At 72.7% G+C, this 14,749-nt stretch carries 16 protein-coding genes; 4 read left to right on the top strand and 12 right to left on the bottom strand.

Annotation, left to right across the window (positions count from 1 at the left end; translation table 11 throughout):
• Positions 1-20: 20 nt before the first annotated feature.
• Positions 21-2,285 (bottom strand): MMPL family transporter, encoded by a 2,265-nt coding sequence (locus ASD10_RS01350; RefSeq protein WP_056603536.1) that lies wholly within the window; start codon positions 2,283-2,285, stop codon positions 21-23.
• A gap of 29 nt (positions 2,286-2,314) precedes the next feature.
• Positions 2,315-2,875, bottom strand: a complete 561-nt coding sequence (locus ASD10_RS01355) for a TetR/AcrR family transcriptional regulator (protein WP_162248813.1) — start codon at positions 2,873-2,875, stop codon at positions 2,315-2,317.
• Positions 2,876-3,011: 136 nt separating this feature from the next.
• On the opposite strand from ASD10_RS01355, the gene ASD10_RS01360 reads away from it, so the two are divergent.
• From ASD10_RS01360 to ASD10_RS01370, 3 genes are all read left to right on the top strand, one after another.
• Positions 3,012-4,217: a winged helix DNA-binding domain-containing protein gene (locus tag ASD10_RS01360; protein WP_056603542.1), complete on the top strand. Its 1,206-nt coding sequence runs from the start codon at positions 3,012-3,014 to the stop codon at positions 4,215-4,217.
• Positions 4,218-4,296: 79 nt separating this feature from the next.
• Complete coding sequence (locus ASD10_RS01365) at positions 4,297-4,719, top strand: hypothetical protein (RefSeq protein WP_200938109.1); 423 nt, start codon at positions 4,297-4,299, stop codon at positions 4,717-4,719.
• 24 nt (positions 4,720-4,743) lie between these two features.
• Entirely contained in the window at positions 4,744-5,454 is a 711-nt protein-coding gene (locus ASD10_RS01370) for a TetR/AcrR family transcriptional regulator (RefSeq protein WP_235501728.1), read from the top strand.
• Positions 5,455-5,458: 4 nt separating this feature from the next.
• Here the strand turns inward: ASD10_RS01370 and ASD10_RS01375 are convergent, their stop codons facing one another.
• Genes ASD10_RS01375 through ASD10_RS01390 form a run of 4 tightly spaced genes read right to left on the bottom strand, consistent with a single transcriptional unit; the run spans position 5,459 to position 8,283 of the window.
• On the bottom strand, positions 5,459-6,430 hold the full coding sequence (locus tag ASD10_RS01375) for a diguanylate cyclase (protein WP_056603544.1): 972 nt from the start codon (positions 6,428-6,430) through the stop codon (positions 5,459-5,461).
• A gap of 28 nt (positions 6,431-6,458) precedes the next feature.
• Positions 6,459-6,833: a YidH family protein gene (locus tag ASD10_RS01380; protein WP_056603547.1), complete on the bottom strand. Its 375-nt coding sequence runs from the start codon at positions 6,831-6,833 to the stop codon at positions 6,459-6,461.
• The gene (locus ASD10_RS01385; protein WP_056603550.1) at positions 6,830-7,726 is read right to left on the bottom strand and encodes a rhodanese-related sulfurtransferase; all 897 of its coding nucleotides are present in this window, start codon (positions 7,724-7,726) and stop codon (positions 6,830-6,832) included. Before ASD10_RS01385 ends, ASD10_RS01380 begins: the two co-directional genes overlap by 4 nt.
• Positions 7,727-7,755: 29 nt before the next feature.
• Positions 7,756-8,283 carry a 2'-5' RNA ligase family protein gene (locus ASD10_RS01390; RefSeq protein WP_056603553.1) on the bottom strand — a complete coding sequence of 176 codons (528 nt, stop codon included), beginning with the start codon at positions 8,281-8,283 and terminating at the stop codon, positions 7,756-7,758.
• Positions 8,284-8,301: 18 nt separating this feature from the next.
• Between ASD10_RS01390 and ASD10_RS01395 the strand changes: the two genes are divergently transcribed.
• Positions 8,302-9,717: an amidase gene (locus ASD10_RS01395; RefSeq protein ID WP_056603555.1), complete on the top strand. Its 1,416-nt coding sequence runs from the start codon at positions 8,302-8,304 to the stop codon at positions 9,715-9,717.
• Here ASD10_RS01395 and ASD10_RS01400 read toward each other — a convergent pair.
• The 6 genes from ASD10_RS01400 to ASD10_RS01425 all read right to left on the bottom strand — a co-directional run bounded on the left by ASD10_RS01400 (position 9,714) and on the right by ASD10_RS01425 (position 14,653).
• Positions 9,714-9,989, bottom strand: coding sequence for a DUF3349 domain-containing protein (locus tag ASD10_RS01400; RefSeq protein ID WP_056603558.1), 276 nt, complete (start codon positions 9,987-9,989; stop codon positions 9,714-9,716). The two genes, ASD10_RS01395 and ASD10_RS01400, sit on opposite strands and share 4 nt — an antisense overlap.
• The gene (locus ASD10_RS01405) at positions 9,986-10,276 is read right to left on the bottom strand and encodes a hypothetical protein (RefSeq protein WP_056603561.1); all 291 of its coding nucleotides are present in this window, start codon (positions 10,274-10,276) and stop codon (positions 9,986-9,988) included. The genes ASD10_RS01400 and ASD10_RS01405 overlap by 4 nt, the downstream gene beginning before the upstream one ends.
• 11 nt (positions 10,277-10,287) lie before the next feature.
• The gene (locus ASD10_RS01410; RefSeq protein ID WP_056603564.1) at positions 10,288-11,448 is read right to left on the bottom strand and encodes an inorganic phosphate transporter; all 1,161 of its coding nucleotides are present in this window, start codon (positions 11,446-11,448) and stop codon (positions 10,288-10,290) included.
• Between the two features lie 92 nt (positions 11,449-11,540).
• Entirely contained in the window at positions 11,541-13,388 is a 1,848-nt protein-coding gene (locus ASD10_RS01415; protein WP_056603566.1) for a M12 family metallo-peptidase, read from the bottom strand.
• Positions 13,389-13,514: 126 nt separating this feature from the next.
• Entirely contained in the window at positions 13,515-14,282 is a 768-nt protein-coding gene (gene map, locus ASD10_RS01420) for a type I methionyl aminopeptidase (RefSeq protein ID WP_056603569.1), read from the bottom strand.
• Positions 14,279-14,653: a hypothetical protein gene (locus tag ASD10_RS01425; protein ID WP_157432401.1), complete on the bottom strand. Its 375-nt coding sequence runs from the start codon at positions 14,651-14,653 to the stop codon at positions 14,279-14,281. The genes map and ASD10_RS01425 overlap by 4 nt, the downstream gene beginning before the upstream one ends.
• Positions 14,654-14,749: the final 96 nt, after the last annotated feature.

A 14,749-nucleotide genomic window follows, 5' to 3' on the forward strand; every position in this document is an offset into this window, starting at 1 on the left:
GACAGGCCCAGCGTGTCGGATCAGCCGACGTGGGCGTGCGGCGTGGCCGCGTGCCTGCCGGCGTCGGCGTCCGCGCCCTCGGCGAGGTGCCGCTCGAGCGACTCGCCCTCGATGTCGAGGTTGGGCAGCGCCTTGTCGAGCCACTTCGGCATCCACCACATGCGGTCGCCCATCAGCGCCATGAACGCCGGGACGATCGTCATGCGGACGAGGAACGCGTCGGCCAGGACGCCGACCGCGAGACCGAAGCCGATCGACTTGATGATGATGTCGTCGCCCAGCGCGAAGCCGCCGAACACGCCGATCATGATGGCCGCGGCCGCCGTCACGACGCGAGCGCCGTACTGGAACCCGAGGACGACGGACTCGCGCGCGGGCCGGCCGTGCACGTACTCCTCACGCATCCGCGACACCAGGAAGACCTCGTAGTCCATCGCGAGTCCGAACAGGATGCCCGTCAGCAGCAGCGGCAGCATGAACAGGACCGGCCCGGACGTGTCGACGCCGATCAGGTCGGCGAGCCAGCCCCACTGGAACACCGCGACCGTCGCGCCCAGGGCGACGCCGACCGACAGCAGGAACCCGAGGACGGCCTTCAGCGGCACGAGCACCGAGCGGAACACGATCGTCAGCAGGACGAACGCCAGGCCGACCACGACGAGCAGGTACTTCGGGAACGCATCGGCGAGGCTCTCGGAGATGTCGACGCCGAGCGCCGTCTGACCGGTCACGAGCACGTCGGCACCCGTCGACTGCTCGACGCTTCCGACGGCGCCGCGGATGTCGTCGACGAGCTGCTGCGTCGCCGCCTCGGACGGACCGCTCTTCGGGATGACGCTGATGATCGCGTAGCCCGTGGCCTGCAGGTCGTCGAGGTAGGTCTGCGTGGCCGCGGTGTCGGACGGGTCGGGCGCCGGCGGCACGACCGCTGCGACGTCCTTGTCGATGCTCTCGACCTGCTGGACCGTCGCGTCGACCGCGGCGGCCGGGTCGGCGGCGTCCTTCGTGTCGACGACGACCAGCAGCGGGCCGTTGGTGCCGGCTCCGAAGTTGTCGGAGATCAGGTCGTAGGCGACGCGCGGCCCGCTGCCCTCGGCGGCGGTGCCGTTGTCCGGCAGGGCGAGCTGCATCGAGGCGACCGGGATCGCGATGACGCCGGCCACGACCAGGCCGCCGACGAACGTGACGAGCTTGTTCCTGGTGACGAAGTCGGCCCAGCGGCGCCCGTTGGTGCGGCTCACGGACTGGTCCTCGGGGTCGCGGGCGTTGATGAAGGGCAGCTTGCCCCACCCGATGTTGCGCCCGGCGAAGCCGAACAGGGCCGGCAGCAGCGTGAGGGCGATCAGCACCGCGACGGCGACGGTGGCGGCGGCCGCCAGACCCATCTCGGTCAGGAACGCGATGTTGACGACCGACAGGCCCGCGAGCGCGATGACGACCGTGAGGCCCGCGAAGACGACGGCAGACCCGGCGGTGCCGACGGCGCGGCCGGCGGCCTCCTCGCGGTCGCGCCCGAGGTGGATCTCGTGCCGGTAGCGCGAGACGATGAACAGGGCGTAGTCGATCCCGACCGCCAGGCCCAGCATCGTGGCCAGGATCGGGGTGGTCGAGCCCAGGTCGACGAAGCCCGTCAGCGTCGTGATCGACGCGACGCCGATGCCGACGCCGATGAGCGCGGTCAGCAGCGGCATGCCCGCCACGAGCAGCGAGCCGAACGTGATCAGCAGGACGATGATCGCGATGCCGATGCCGATGAGCTCGGCGGTGCCGCCGTGCGGCACCTCCTGCAGCGCGTCGCCGCCGATCGCGACCGTCAGGCCCGCGTCGCGCGCCGCCTGGGGGGCGTCCTCGAGCGCCGTGCGATCGGCGTCGGTCAGCTCGATCGAGTTCTTGGCGTACGACACCGAGGAGTAGGCCGTGCGCCCGTCCTCGGAGATCGTGCCGGCGAACGGGTCGGTGGCGGCGATGACGTTCTTGGAGTCGATCGCGGCGAGCGTCTCGTCGACGAGCGGCTTGTTCGTCGCGTCGTCGAGCCGCTGGCCCTCGGGTGCCTGGAAGACGATCTGCGCCTGCGCACCGTCGGGCGCGGCGTCGGGCGTGCGCTCCTTGATCAGGTCGAAGGCCTGCGACGACTCGATGCCCGGCACGCTGAACTCGTCGGACGTCTTGCCCGCGAGCGTCTGCGAGGCCACGCCGACGACGAGCAGCAGGCCGATCCAGAACGACAGGACGGTCCAGCGGTGCCGGAACGACCAGCGTCCGAGGCGGTAGAGGTGCCAAGCCATGGTGTGTGTCTCCCTCGAGTGGTGCGGTGTCAGTGGATGCCGAGGGCGGGCAGCAGCGCGCCGTCGACGTAGGAACGGAGGAAATCGCCGGACGGCTCGTCGCCCTCCAGCAGGTGGTGCAGCACGATCGGCGCGATGAAGACGTAGTCGACGAAGGCGAGGGCCGGGCAGTCGGCGGCGACCTCGCCGCGGTCGACGGCCCGGCGGACGACGGCCCGGATGCTCTCGCGCCCGGGCTCGAGGATCTGCGTGCGCACGGCGTCGCCCAGCTCGGGATCGTGCCGGACGGCGTGCATGATCGCGGCGATCAGGTCGGCGTCGTGCTCGTGGCCCTTGGCCTCGCCGCGGTCGACCATCAGGTGCAGGTCGCCGCGCAGCGAACCGGTGTCGGGGACCTCGGGGTCGATCTCCCCGACGCAGGTCAGCGCCTCGACGACGAGCGCCGACTTGCTGCCCCACTGCCGGTACAGCGTGGCCTTGCTGGAGCGGGTCGCCTCGGCGACCTGGTCCATCGTGAGCTTCTCGTAGCCGTGCTCGGCGACGAGCGCGAGGGTGCCGACGTACAGCTCGCTGAGACGTTCGTCCGTCATGCGAGCCATCGGAACCTCCATCAGTACGAAACCGTTTCGTTTCGATGCTAGTCGCGGGCTCCCGTCCGCACCAATCCCGTGTCGATGACGTGCGTCACACGACGCCGGTGTCCGCCCCGGCCGATAGCGTCGGCCCATGCAGCGCTTCGACGACGACGAGCGGCGCCGCCGCCTCGGGCTGCGGCACCGGCTCGCCGACGGCACCCGCGACCACGACCTGGCGGCGGCCGCGGCGAGCGTCGTCGCGCTGCACGGCACCGACCCGGGCTCGACGTTCGTCTCCGCCTGGGCCCGCTGCGACGACGGTCTGGGCGTCGCCGAGGTCGAGCGGGCGCTCTACGACGACCGGACGCTCGTGCGCGTCATGGCGATGCGCCGCACGGTCTTCGTGGCGCCCGTCGCCGACGTCCCGGTGCTGCTCGCCGGAGCCGCCGACGACGTCGCGCGCGAGGAGCGCCGCAAGCTCGTCGCCCTGCTCGGGGCCGGCGGCGTCGACGAGCCCGACGCGTGGCTGCGCCGGGTCGAGCAGGTGGCCGTCGACGTCGTCGCACGGCTCGGCGAGGCCACGCCGGCCGACCTGGTCGCCGCCGACGAGCGCCTGGCCACGACGGTCGTGATGGCGCCGGGCACCCGCAACGAGACCACGGTGCGCATCGCGAGCCGGGTGCTGACGGTGCTCGGCGCGCAGGGCCGCGTGGTGCGCGGGCGCCCCAAGGGGTCGTGGACCTCGACGCAGTTCCGCTGGTCGACGCTGGCCGACTGGTCGCCTGCGGCGGCCGTCGCGATCGACCCGCGGCAGGCCGAGGCCGACCTCGCCCGCCGGTGGCTGGCGCGGTTCGGCCCCGCACCGGAGTCCGACCTGACGTGGTGGACCCGGTGGACCAAGACCCGCACCCGCCGCGCGCTCGCGGCGATCGACGCCGTCGAGGTCGACCTGGGCGACGGCGGGGGCGGGGGCGGGGGCGGGCCGGCGTGGGCGCTGGCCGACGACCTCGAGCCGACCCCGGACGTCGGCCCGTGGGTCGCGCTGCTGCCGGCCCTCGACGCCACCCCCATGGGCTGGAAGCACCGAGACTTCTTCCTCGGCGACCACGGGCCGGCCCTGTTCGACACGACCGGCAACATCGCAGGCACCGCGTGGTGCGACGGCCGCGTCGTCGGTGGGTGGGTGCACCTGCCGGGCGGGCAGGTCGCGGTGCGCCTGCTCGACGACATCGGGTCCGAGGCGTCCGCCGCGCTCGCGGCGCGCGCCGAGCGGCTCGCCGCGACGATCGGCGACGTGCGCCTGACACCGCGCGGCCGTCGCGCATCCCCCCTCGAGCGGGAGCTGCTCGACACCTGACGACGATACTCTTGAACATGTTCAATTCTGCGCTATCGTGGACGCACGAGCTGAACACGTCCACACAGAGGATCGACCCATGGACTACACCGTCGCCACCCACCTCGCCTACCTGCTGACCGCCGTGCCCATCACGATCTGGGTCGCCGCGACCCTCTCGCGCAACGGACGCGTGTTCCTGACCGACGTCTTCCACGGCGAGGACGGCCTCGCCGACGCCGTCAACCGGTTGCTCGTCGCGGGCTTCTACCTCGTCAACCTCGGCTTCGTGTTGCTGTACGTGCGCGGGGGCGGCGACGTCACCGACCTGACCGGCCTGCTCGAGACCCTCAGCCTCAAGATCGGTGTCGTGATGCTGGTGCTGGGCGTCATCCACCTCGTCAACGTCATGGTCTTCTCGTCGATGCGCCGCCGGGGCCGCGCCGAGGCCGATCGCGCCCGCCAGGCCGCGGCGTACCAGCAGCAGGTCTACGCGCAGTACCCGGCGCAGCCGCGCCGTTGAGCGACGATGGATACATTGAACGTCGTGACCGACAGCCCCCCACCCTCGTCGAAGGCCCAGGCCGCCCCGAGGGGCGAGCGCTCCGCCAAGGCCGAGCAGACCCGTCAGTCGATCATCGACGCGGCGATGGGCCTGTTCCGCACCAAGGGCTACGACAAGGCCACGATGCGCGCGATCGCCGACGAGGCGGGGGTCTCGATCGGCAACGCGTACTACTACTTCTCGTCCAAGGAACACCTGATCCAGGCGTACTACGACGGCATCAACGCCGAGCACGCCGAACGGGCCGCCCACACGCTCGCGACGGCGACGACGTTCTCCGACCGTCTCACGGGCGTGCTGCTGGCGTGGGTCGACGTCGCCGAGCCGTACCACGAGTTCGCCGGCAAGTTCTTCAAGAACGCGGCCGAGCCGAGCAGCCCGCTGTCGCCGTTCAGCGACGACTCCGAGACCACCCGGCTCGCCGCGATCGACCTGCACCGCCAGGTCGTCGAGGGATCGGACATCAAGCTGGCCAAGGCGCTGCGCGCCGAGCTGCCCGAGCTGCTGTGGCTCGTGCAGATGGGCGTCGTGCTGTTCTGGGTGCACGACGCGAGCGACGGCCAGCAGCGCACGCGACAGCTCGTGCGCCAGGCCGTCCCGGTCATCGACCGCGCCCTGCGCCTGACGCGCATCCCCGGGGTCCGCGGGCTGGTCGACGACGTCGTCGGCCTCGTGCGCGCCGTCAAGCCCTGACGGCTCAGGGCACCGGCGGGTCCGCGCGGGTGTCGCGGGCGCGGCGTCGCGACACCTTCTGCGCGTACAGCTCGCGATCGGCCCGCGCGCGGATCGTGCGCGCCGAGTCGACCGGCACCGCCTCGGCGAGTCCGTACGACCACTGCTCCCGCGTCGCGACCCGCAACCGCTCGAGGAAGTCGCCGGCCTGCGACGCCGAGGTGTCCGGCATCATGACGAGGAACTCGTCGCCCCCGATGCGTGCCACGGTGTCGTAGGGCCGCGTCTGCTCGCGCAGGGCCGACGCGAACGACACCAGCAGCCGGTCGCCCGCCGCGTGCCCGTGCTCGTCGTTGACCTGCTTGAACCCGTCGAGGTCGATGATGCCGACGGTCAGCGGGGCCCCCGAGCGGGCCGCGCGCCCGAGCTCGACGTCGATGCGGTCGTCGAGCCCCGAGCGGTTCAGCACGCCCGTGAGCGGGTCGGTCGTGATCTCGCGGTCGAGCCGTGCCCGCAGGTAGCCCGCCGCCTCGAGGCAGAACGTCGAGGCGAGCACCAGGTTGACCCACGTGATGAAGACCCGGTCGTGCGTGTTGACGGCCAGCGCGGCGCCCGACATCGCGAACGCCGCCGCGGTCACGATCCGCGCGACGACGCGCGGGTAGAACCAGCCGAGGTAGCACGCGACCATCGGGTAGAGCACGAGGTTGTTCACCGAGGCGACGGCGGAGGTGGACAGCGCCATCTGCAGCGACGTGACCGCGAAGAACACGCTCGCGCCGACGACCCCGATCTCGCGCACCAGTCGGTCGCCCAGGGCGAGCGGCACCGCCGCCAGCAGCACCGTGAGCGCCACCCAGCCCCACGTCCAGGCCGATCCGAAGGCGTCGCCCGTGGACGTCAGGGCGTCGACGAGACCGCTCAGGGCGATCACGAGACCACCGGCCGACGTGACCCACGCGAACGGCGGGATCGCGGCCGCCGGTCGCCTCGTCACGGTCGAAGGATAGGCGACGCGAGGGGCGTCAGCGGGCGGCCACCACGACGATGCCGACCGCCACCGACACGATCAGCACGCCGACGGCAGCGGCCAGCAGCGCGGGCGCACCGAACCCCGGCATCGACGACCCCGTCCTGATCGCCTTCTCGACGGCGCGCCACCGCAACCACGCCTGACCCACGCACAGCGCGGCGAGCACCAGGAGCCACAGCGACGCCACGTTGCTGACCCAGGTGTCGAGCTCGAAGAACGGGCTGTGCACCGCCACGGCCCCCGCGACGAGCGCCAGCGACGTCCGGGTCCATGCCAGGAACGTCCGCTCGTTCGCGAGCGTGAAGCGCGTGTCGGGATCGGGCCCGGCACCGAACACGTCGCGCGGGAACCGCCTGTCGGCGGTCATGCCGCGACCGCGTGGACGTCGCACATCCGATCGGTCGTCAGGCACGTGCCGCACCGCACCATCTGGCGGACGCACGACACGTCGCCGCAGTCGGCCACGTGGTTGGTGGCGGCGTCGCAGCGGTCGCACGAGCCCACGAGCGCCGCGTGGTCGGAGAAGTCCATCGTGACGCGGTCGTCGAAGACGTACAGCGAGCCCTTCCAGAGGCCGTCGTCGCCGTACGCCTCGCCGTACGTCGCGATGCCCCCGTCGAGCTGGTAGACCTCCTGGAAGCCGCGGTGGCGCATGAGGGGCGTCAGCACCTCGCACCGGATGCCACCGGTGCAGTACGTCACGACGGGCCGGTCCTTGAGGTGGTCGTAGGCGCCGCTGTCGAGTGCCGCGATGAACTCGCGCGTCGTGTCGACGGGCGGCAGGACGGCGCCGTCGAAGTGCCCGATCGCCGACTCGATCCGGTTGCGGCCGTCGAAGAACACGACGTCCTTCGCGGCCACGAGCTCGTGCAGCTCGGCCGGCGAGAGGTGCGTCCCGCCGTCGACGACCCCGTGCTCGTCGACCTGCAGCTCGTCCGGCGCACCGAACGTCACGAGCTCGTCGCGCACGCGCACGCTGAGCCGCGGGAAGTCGGACGTCGTCCCGTCGTCGCGGGCCGGCCCCCCTTCGCTCCACTTGACGTCGATCTCCTTGAACGGGGCGTAGGCGCGGGTGCCCTTGACGTACTTCTTCAGCGCGACGACGTCACCGCCGAGCGTCGCGTTGATGCCGTCCTTCGACACGATGATGCGACCGCGGATGCCGAGCGCGTCGCACAGCGTGTGCTGCCAGAGCCGGATCGCGTCGGGATCGGCCAGCGGCGCGAAGCCGTAGAAGAGCAGAACCTTGGGGGTGGCCACGGGTACCAGCGTAGGCCGTGACGACGGGGCTAGGCGACGGTGCCGACGTCCCAGGTGGCCCGGGCGTCGGCGTCCCACCGGCGTCCGCAGCGGATCGTGCCGACGAGCTCGCGCGGGCGGTCGGCCAGCAGGGCCAGCGCGGCCGCGAGCTGCCCGGCGTCGAGCCGGCGGGCCAGCGTCACGTGCGGCGTCCAGGCGCCGGGAGCGGTCGTGGGAGGACGTCCGGGGAGCCCCTCCAGCGCGGCGTCGACCGACCGGTGAATCTCGAGCAGCCCCGCCGTCGGCACGACGGCGCGCGACACCACCGACGTCCGCCCCGGGAAGACCAGCAGGCCGCCCAGCCGCAGCGGTTCGCTCGAGCCGTAGTGGACGTCGGCCAGCGCCCGCTCGGCCGACTCGTCGACGGTGCCGGCGACCCCCAGCGTGACGTGCGGGGCGTTCGACGCGCCGGTGTGGCGGGCCTGGCTCGGCAGTCCGGCCTCGAGCAGCAGCGCCCACTCCTCGCGCACCCCGGCGTCGAGGCGGGCGTCGAGGACGAGCTCGACCGACTGCACCATGCGTCTATCGTCGTGCACATGAGCGAGCTCCACGAGCTGGACGCGACCGACCAGGCGGCCCTGCTGCGCGACCGGGAGGTCTCGGCGGTCGAGCTGGTGTCGCACCACCTCGACCGCATCGACCGCCACGACGCCGGTCTCGGCGCCTTCGTGACCGTCACGGCCGAGGCGGCGCTCCAGCAGGCGGCCGCGGCGGACGCGGCGATCGCCGCCGCACGAGCCCGCCCCTTCACCGGCGTGCCGACCGCGGTCAAGGACCTCACGGCGACCGCCGGCGTCCGCACCACGATGGGGTCGGCCGCGATGCGCGACCACGTCCCGACGACCGACGCCCACCTCGTCCGGATGATCCGCGAGGCCGGCTTCATCAGCCTCGGCAAGACCAACACCCCCGAGTTCGGCCTGTCGTCGTACACCGACAACGACCTCGTCGGCCCGGCCCGCACGCCGTGGGACCCGAGTCGCAACGCCGGTGGCTCCAGCGGCGGGGCGGCGGCCGCCGTCTCGGCCGGTCTCGTCCCGCTGGCCCAGGGCAGCGACGGCGGCGGGTCGATCCGCATCCCGGCCAGCACGTGCGGGATCTTCGGCGTCAAGCCGAGCCGCGGGCGGGTGAGCGTCGGCCCGTCGGGGTCGGACTGGAGCGGGCTCGCGGTCGACGGGCCGCTCAGCCGCACCGTCCGCGACGCCGCTGCGCTGCTCGACACGATCGCCCACCCCATGCCGGGCGACCTGCGCCCCCTGCCCGACCCCGACGTCCCGTTCGTCGAGCACGCGCGACGCACCCCGCGACGTCTGCGCATCGCCCGCTGGTCGGGCACGCACCTCGACGGCGTCGAGCCGGGCCCCGACGCCCTCGCCGCCTGGGAGCACGCGAGCCGGTTGCTGGAGTCGCTGGGCCACGAGGTCGTCGACGTCCCCAACCCGTTCCCGCAGGAGCTCGAGCCGCAGTTCAACATCATCTGGTCGAGCGGCGTCGCGGGGGCACCCGTCCCTCCGGAGGCCGAGCCGCTGCTGCGGCCCAACACCCGCTACTGGCGTGAGCGGGGCGGCCGCGCCACGGCGGTCGAGCTGGCGCGCGCGATGCAGTTCGTCGAGGCGACGACCCGCGACGTCGTGACGGGCCTGCAGCCGTTCGACGCGATGCTGACGCCCACGCTGGCGCTGCCGCCCCAGCCCGTCGCCTGGTTCAACGAGTCGGGCGATCCCGTCGAGGACCACCGCCGCGAGCTGCTCTACACGCCCTACACGGCGCTGTACAACATGAGCGGCCAGCCCGCCGCCACGCTGCCGCTGCACTGGTCGGACGACGGCCTGCCGATCGGGGTCATGCTCGCGACCCTGCCCGCCCGGGACGGGCTGCTGTTCAGCCTGTGCGCCGAGGTCGAGGCCGCCCACCCCTGGGCCGCCCGGCGTCCCCCGGGCTTCGGCTCCTAGAGGCCCGCGGGCAGGTGCTCGCGCACGCGGTCGATGTCGTCCTCGGACGGCAACGCGTCCGTGACCTTGGTGATGCTCGTGCCGATGTCGGCGGAGTCGACGGGCACCTGGCCCGAGGAGATCAGCTCGGCCACGACCGCCGCGACCTCGTCGTCGGTCAGGCGGCGCCGCAGCAGGGCCAGCAGGGGCACGTAGTCCTGGGCGGGGACGCCCTGCGGGTATCCCTCGCGCAACCAGCCCACGATCGCCTCGACGAACGACGGCTTGCTCACGACGGCTCCGCCCCCAGGACGTACCACCCGGTGTGGTGGCCGATGAAGTCGCGCGCGACGAACAGCACGCCGGCCGCGATCGCGACGGCCACCAGCGCGAAGCACAGGTACGCGGCCGCCGTCAGCAGCGGTCGTCGGTCGCCCGCGAGGTGCTGGCCGTCGATCGTCCCGGCACCCACGGCCTGCGACCTCACCCCCACGGCGAACAGCGCCGGCAGTCCCGCACCCGCGACGATCCCGAACACCAGCACCTTGAGCAGTGCCCCGACGTCGAGCCAACCGTTCATCGTCCGCCCCCTCAGCTCTCTGCGCCGGCCACGGCCGGTCGCCGGGACGACGCGCGGTCGTCCCACTCGTCGTTGACGTTGTCGTGGCTGACCACGCTGCCGCGTGAGCGCAGCCAGATCGTGAAGGACACCGCGAGCAGCCCCGCGAAGACCACCAGCACGCCGGCGAGGCCGCCGATGCCGGCCGTGACGCCGTAGGCGACGGCCCCGACGAGCGCGGCCGCCGGCAGCGTCACGACCCAGGCCGTCGCCATGCGCAGGGCCACGCCCCACCGCACCTCGGCGCCCGGCTTGCCGAGACCCGAGCCGAGGATCGAGCCCGTCGCGACGTGCGTCGTCGACAGCGAGAAGCCGAAGTGGCTCGCGAGCAGGATGATCGCGGCCGACGAGCTCTCGGCCGCCATGCCCTGCGGCGACCTGATCTCGACCAGGCCCTTGCCGAGCGTCCGGATGATGCGCCAGCCGCCCAGGTACGTGCCGAGCGCGATCGCCGACGCGCACGACACGATGACCCACGTGGGCGGGAGGGTCTCGTCGGCGCTGACGCTGCCGTACGAGATCAGGGCCAGGAAGATGATGCCCATCGTCTTCTGGGCGTCGTTCGTGCCGTGCGCGAGCGAGGCGAGCGAGGCCGAGCCGATCTGCCCGATGCGGAAGCCGCGCTCGGTGCGACGCTCCTCGAGCCCCCGGGTCGACCGGTAGACCGAGTACGTGCCGAGCGTCGCGACGAGGCCGGCGATCACGGGCGACAGCACCGCCGGCAGGACCACGTTGGACACGACGCCCTTCCACTCGACGCCGCTGGACCCGGCCGCCGCGAGCATCGCGCCGATGACGCCGCCGATCAGCGCGTGCGACGAGCTCGACGGGATGCCGAGCAGCCACGTGAGCAGGTTCCACGTGATGCCGCCGACGAGGCCCGCGAACACGATCTCGAGCGTCACGAGGTTCGCGTCGACCAGCCCCTTGGCGATCGTCGCGGCCACCGCGGTCGACAGGAAGGCGCCGACCAGGTTCAGCACGGCGCTGAGCGTCACCGCGACCTTGGGCGACAGCGCGCCCGTCGCGATCGACGTCGCCATCGCGTTGCCGGTGTCGTGGAACCCGTTGGTGAAGTCGAAGGCCAGCGCGGTCGCGACCACGAGGACCAGGATGATGAGGGACTCGTTCACGGATCAAGGGTGCGCCTCGCAACCACCCCCGTCGAGGGGTGCGCGGGGGTGTTCAGGCGATGTTCACCCGCGGCGTGACACGGCTCGCACGACTACCGCCCGGCGACCCTCGCGGTCCTCTTCGACGTCCTGGCCGTCGTGACGTGGGCGCTCCTGGTGCCGGTGACGCGCACCGTGATGCGCTGGCCCCGCTGCCTCGACGTCAGCCTGAACGAGCTCGCGGTGGCCTTCGACGAGATCTTCCGCCCGTTGGCGAACCACTGGTACGTGAACGCGGGCCGCGGCGACCACGAGCCGACCTTGACCTTCAGGGTGCGGCCGACCTTCGCGGTGCCGACGATGCGGGGCGTCGCGGCCGACAGCGGCGCGGGGGCCGGCGGCGCGAGCACCGGGGCGGGCGCCGCCGGCGCCGGGGTCGGGGTCGGCGCCGGGGTCGGGGTCGGGGTCGGCGTCGGCGTCGGCGTCGGGGTAGCCGTCGGCGTCACGGTCGGCGTCGGCGTCACGGGAGACCCGGTGCCCGACAGCGTCACGGTGACGGGTGTTCCCGCCGAGGACGTCGCACCGACCGCGATCCTCGTCGACCCGCCCGGACCGACGAACGTCTGGCCGGCCGTGAAGGCGCCGTCGTACGTGGCCGACGCCTTGCGCGTCTGCAGCGCCAGCTCGCCGCCGTCGGACACGGTCGTGACGGTCACCCCGGGGTCGTACGTCACCGGCACGCCGAGCGAGTAGCGGCTGGCGTAGAACGTCCCGGCGTCCCGGCCCGTCCCTGACCGCACCTCCACGACGTACCGCGCCGACGTGACGGGGTCGACGACCACCGCGCCCCGCACGCCGGTCGCGTCCGACCTCGGGCGCAGCGTGACCGTGCCCGACGACGTCAGGGCCGTCAGCTCGCCCGCGGGCGCGATGCCGAGCCGCTCACGGAACGCCGAGTCGAGCGCGGGCGACGCGAAGGCGTCCCCGCCGACGGCGAGCGACATGGGGCTGTAGAGGTCGAAGTACTCGCCGTCGCCGCACTCGTCCACGTCGGGACACTCGTCGAGGTTCGCGTGCCCCAGGCCGAACGTGTGCCCCAGCTCGTGGACGCCCACCTGCGTCGCGACGTCGCCCAGGGTGAAGCTCATCGGCCCGCCGCTCGACAGGTCGGTGCCGACGCTCGCGATGCCGGCGATGCCGCCGTCGCCGCACTCGTCCGCCATCGCCACCACCAGGTGGTTGCGCGAGCCCACCGCGAACGAGACGTCCGGGAACTGGGCCCTCGCCTCGTTCCAGACCCCGCTGGGAGAGCCCATGCCGCAGCTCTGCGCCGTCGTGGCGGTGCTCGTGGTGGTGAACGGCACGACGTCGCCCTGCACGGCGAACGACGTGATGACTCCCCCCGACTCCGTGGTCCAGTACGACGTCATCTGCTCGACGAGGGTCTTGACCTGCGCGGGCGTCTCCTCGACCGAGCCCTTGTTCGACAGCAGGGCCACGTAGGCGCGGTGGACCGCCGGTGTGGTCACCGCGGCCGCGCGCGCCGGCGCCACGGAGGCGGTCGACACCTCGAGGGGCTCGTCCTGGCGAGCGGCCTCCGCGACGGCGACGCGTCCGGCCCGGGTGTCCTGGGCGATCGTGGCGCCCTCCCCGGGCAGGAGGTCGCGAGCGTCGAGGGCGGCCTCGACGTCGGTGGGCACGACGAGCTCGCCCTCGAAGCGCCCGTTGACGGGCGTCTCGTCCGGCAGGTCGACGGGGATCACGACGCCCGCGTCCGTCACGACCGTGAACAGGTGGTCGGACGCCGCCTCGCTGCCGAAGCGGTCGACCACGACGGACCGCACCGTCCCCTCGACGGCCAGGGTCGTCGGGTCGTCGGCGGCGTGGGCCGGCAGCATGGCGATGCCCGAGGCGACGAGCGCGGCGGCGAGCAGGACGGACGGTCGACGGACGGCGCGCATGGCGGGTTCTCCCTGACTCAGCAGGCCGCGGCTCTCCCGTGCCGAGGCGATGCGACCAGCCTAGGCAGGGACACCGTGTCACGGACCCGAACGTGACGAACCCGTCCGCGGAGCCGCGCGCCGACGTCAGTCGCGGGCGGTCATGACGATCGGGTCGCCGTCGGTGATCGCGATGGTGTGCTCGACGTGCGCGCCCCGCGAGCCGTCGGCGCTGCGGATCGTCCAACCGTCGGGGTCCATGCGGATCTCGTCGGTCGTGTGCAGGAACCACGGCTCGATCGCGATGACCAGGCCCGGCTTCAGCGGCAGGCCGCGGCCGGCCTTGCCGTCGTTCGGCACGTGCGGGTCGCCGTGCATCGTCCGGCCGACCCCGTGGCCACCGAACTGCGTGTTCACCTTGAGCCCGTGCGAGCGGCCGACGGCACCGATCGCCGCCGAGATGTCGCCGATGCGGTGGCCGGGACGGGCCACCGCGATCGCGGCGTCGAGCGCCTCCTGCGCGTGGTCGATCAGGCGCAGGTCCTCCTCGCGCGGGGTGCCGACGACGACGCTGACCGCCGAGTCGCACACCCACTTGTCGACCGAGACCGCGAAGTCGAAGCTGACCAGGTCGCCGTCACGGAGCTTGTACCGGTGGGGCAGCCCGTGCAGCACGGCGTCGTTGACCGACGTGCACAGCACCTTGCCGAACGGCATCGCGCCGAACGAGGGGTGGTAGTCGATGTAGCACGACTCGGCCCCCTCCTGGCGGATCATGTCGTGGGCGAGGGCGTCGAGCTCGAGCAGGTCGACGCCGACGTCGGCCGCCTCCGACAGCGCCGTCAGGACGGACGCCACGAAGCGCCCGGCCGGGCGCATCTCGTCGATCTGGGTGGGGGTGAGGAGCTCGATCATGCTGCACCGTCCTTCGAACGTGTCTGGCCGATCTGCACGATCGTGACGGCCGCGACGACCGCCACCGTGCCGACCAGTGCCATCGGGTCGCTGCCGTACAGGTCGTCGCCCCCGGCCGTCGAGACGGTCGAGGCCAGCGAGGCCCCGCCGAGCAGGGCGACGACCATGGCGCTGAGCGTGTGGGGGGTGCTGGAGTGCGACCAGCCCTGGAACGCGAGGGCGGCGACGACGACCGCGGCCACCACGACGACGATCTTCGCGAGTCCGAGGGCCGAGCCGAGATCGGCCCCGGCGAGGCCGCCGACCACGTACGCGACGAGCACGACGGCCGCCGCGACGCTCATGATCCTGATGCCCCGCACGCCCGTCACCGCTCCACTCTCCCAGATCGTCTCGGCGAGCCCCTCCGCCATCTCTTCGGCAAGCCCCTCCGTCACTTCTTCGGCAAGCCTACGTGGCCTCCCGGT

The sequence above is a fragment of the Aeromicrobium sp. Root472D3 genome (assembly GCF_001426485.1).
Taxonomy (GTDB): Bacteria; Actinomycetota; Actinomycetes; order Propionibacteriales; family Nocardioidaceae; genus Aeromicrobium.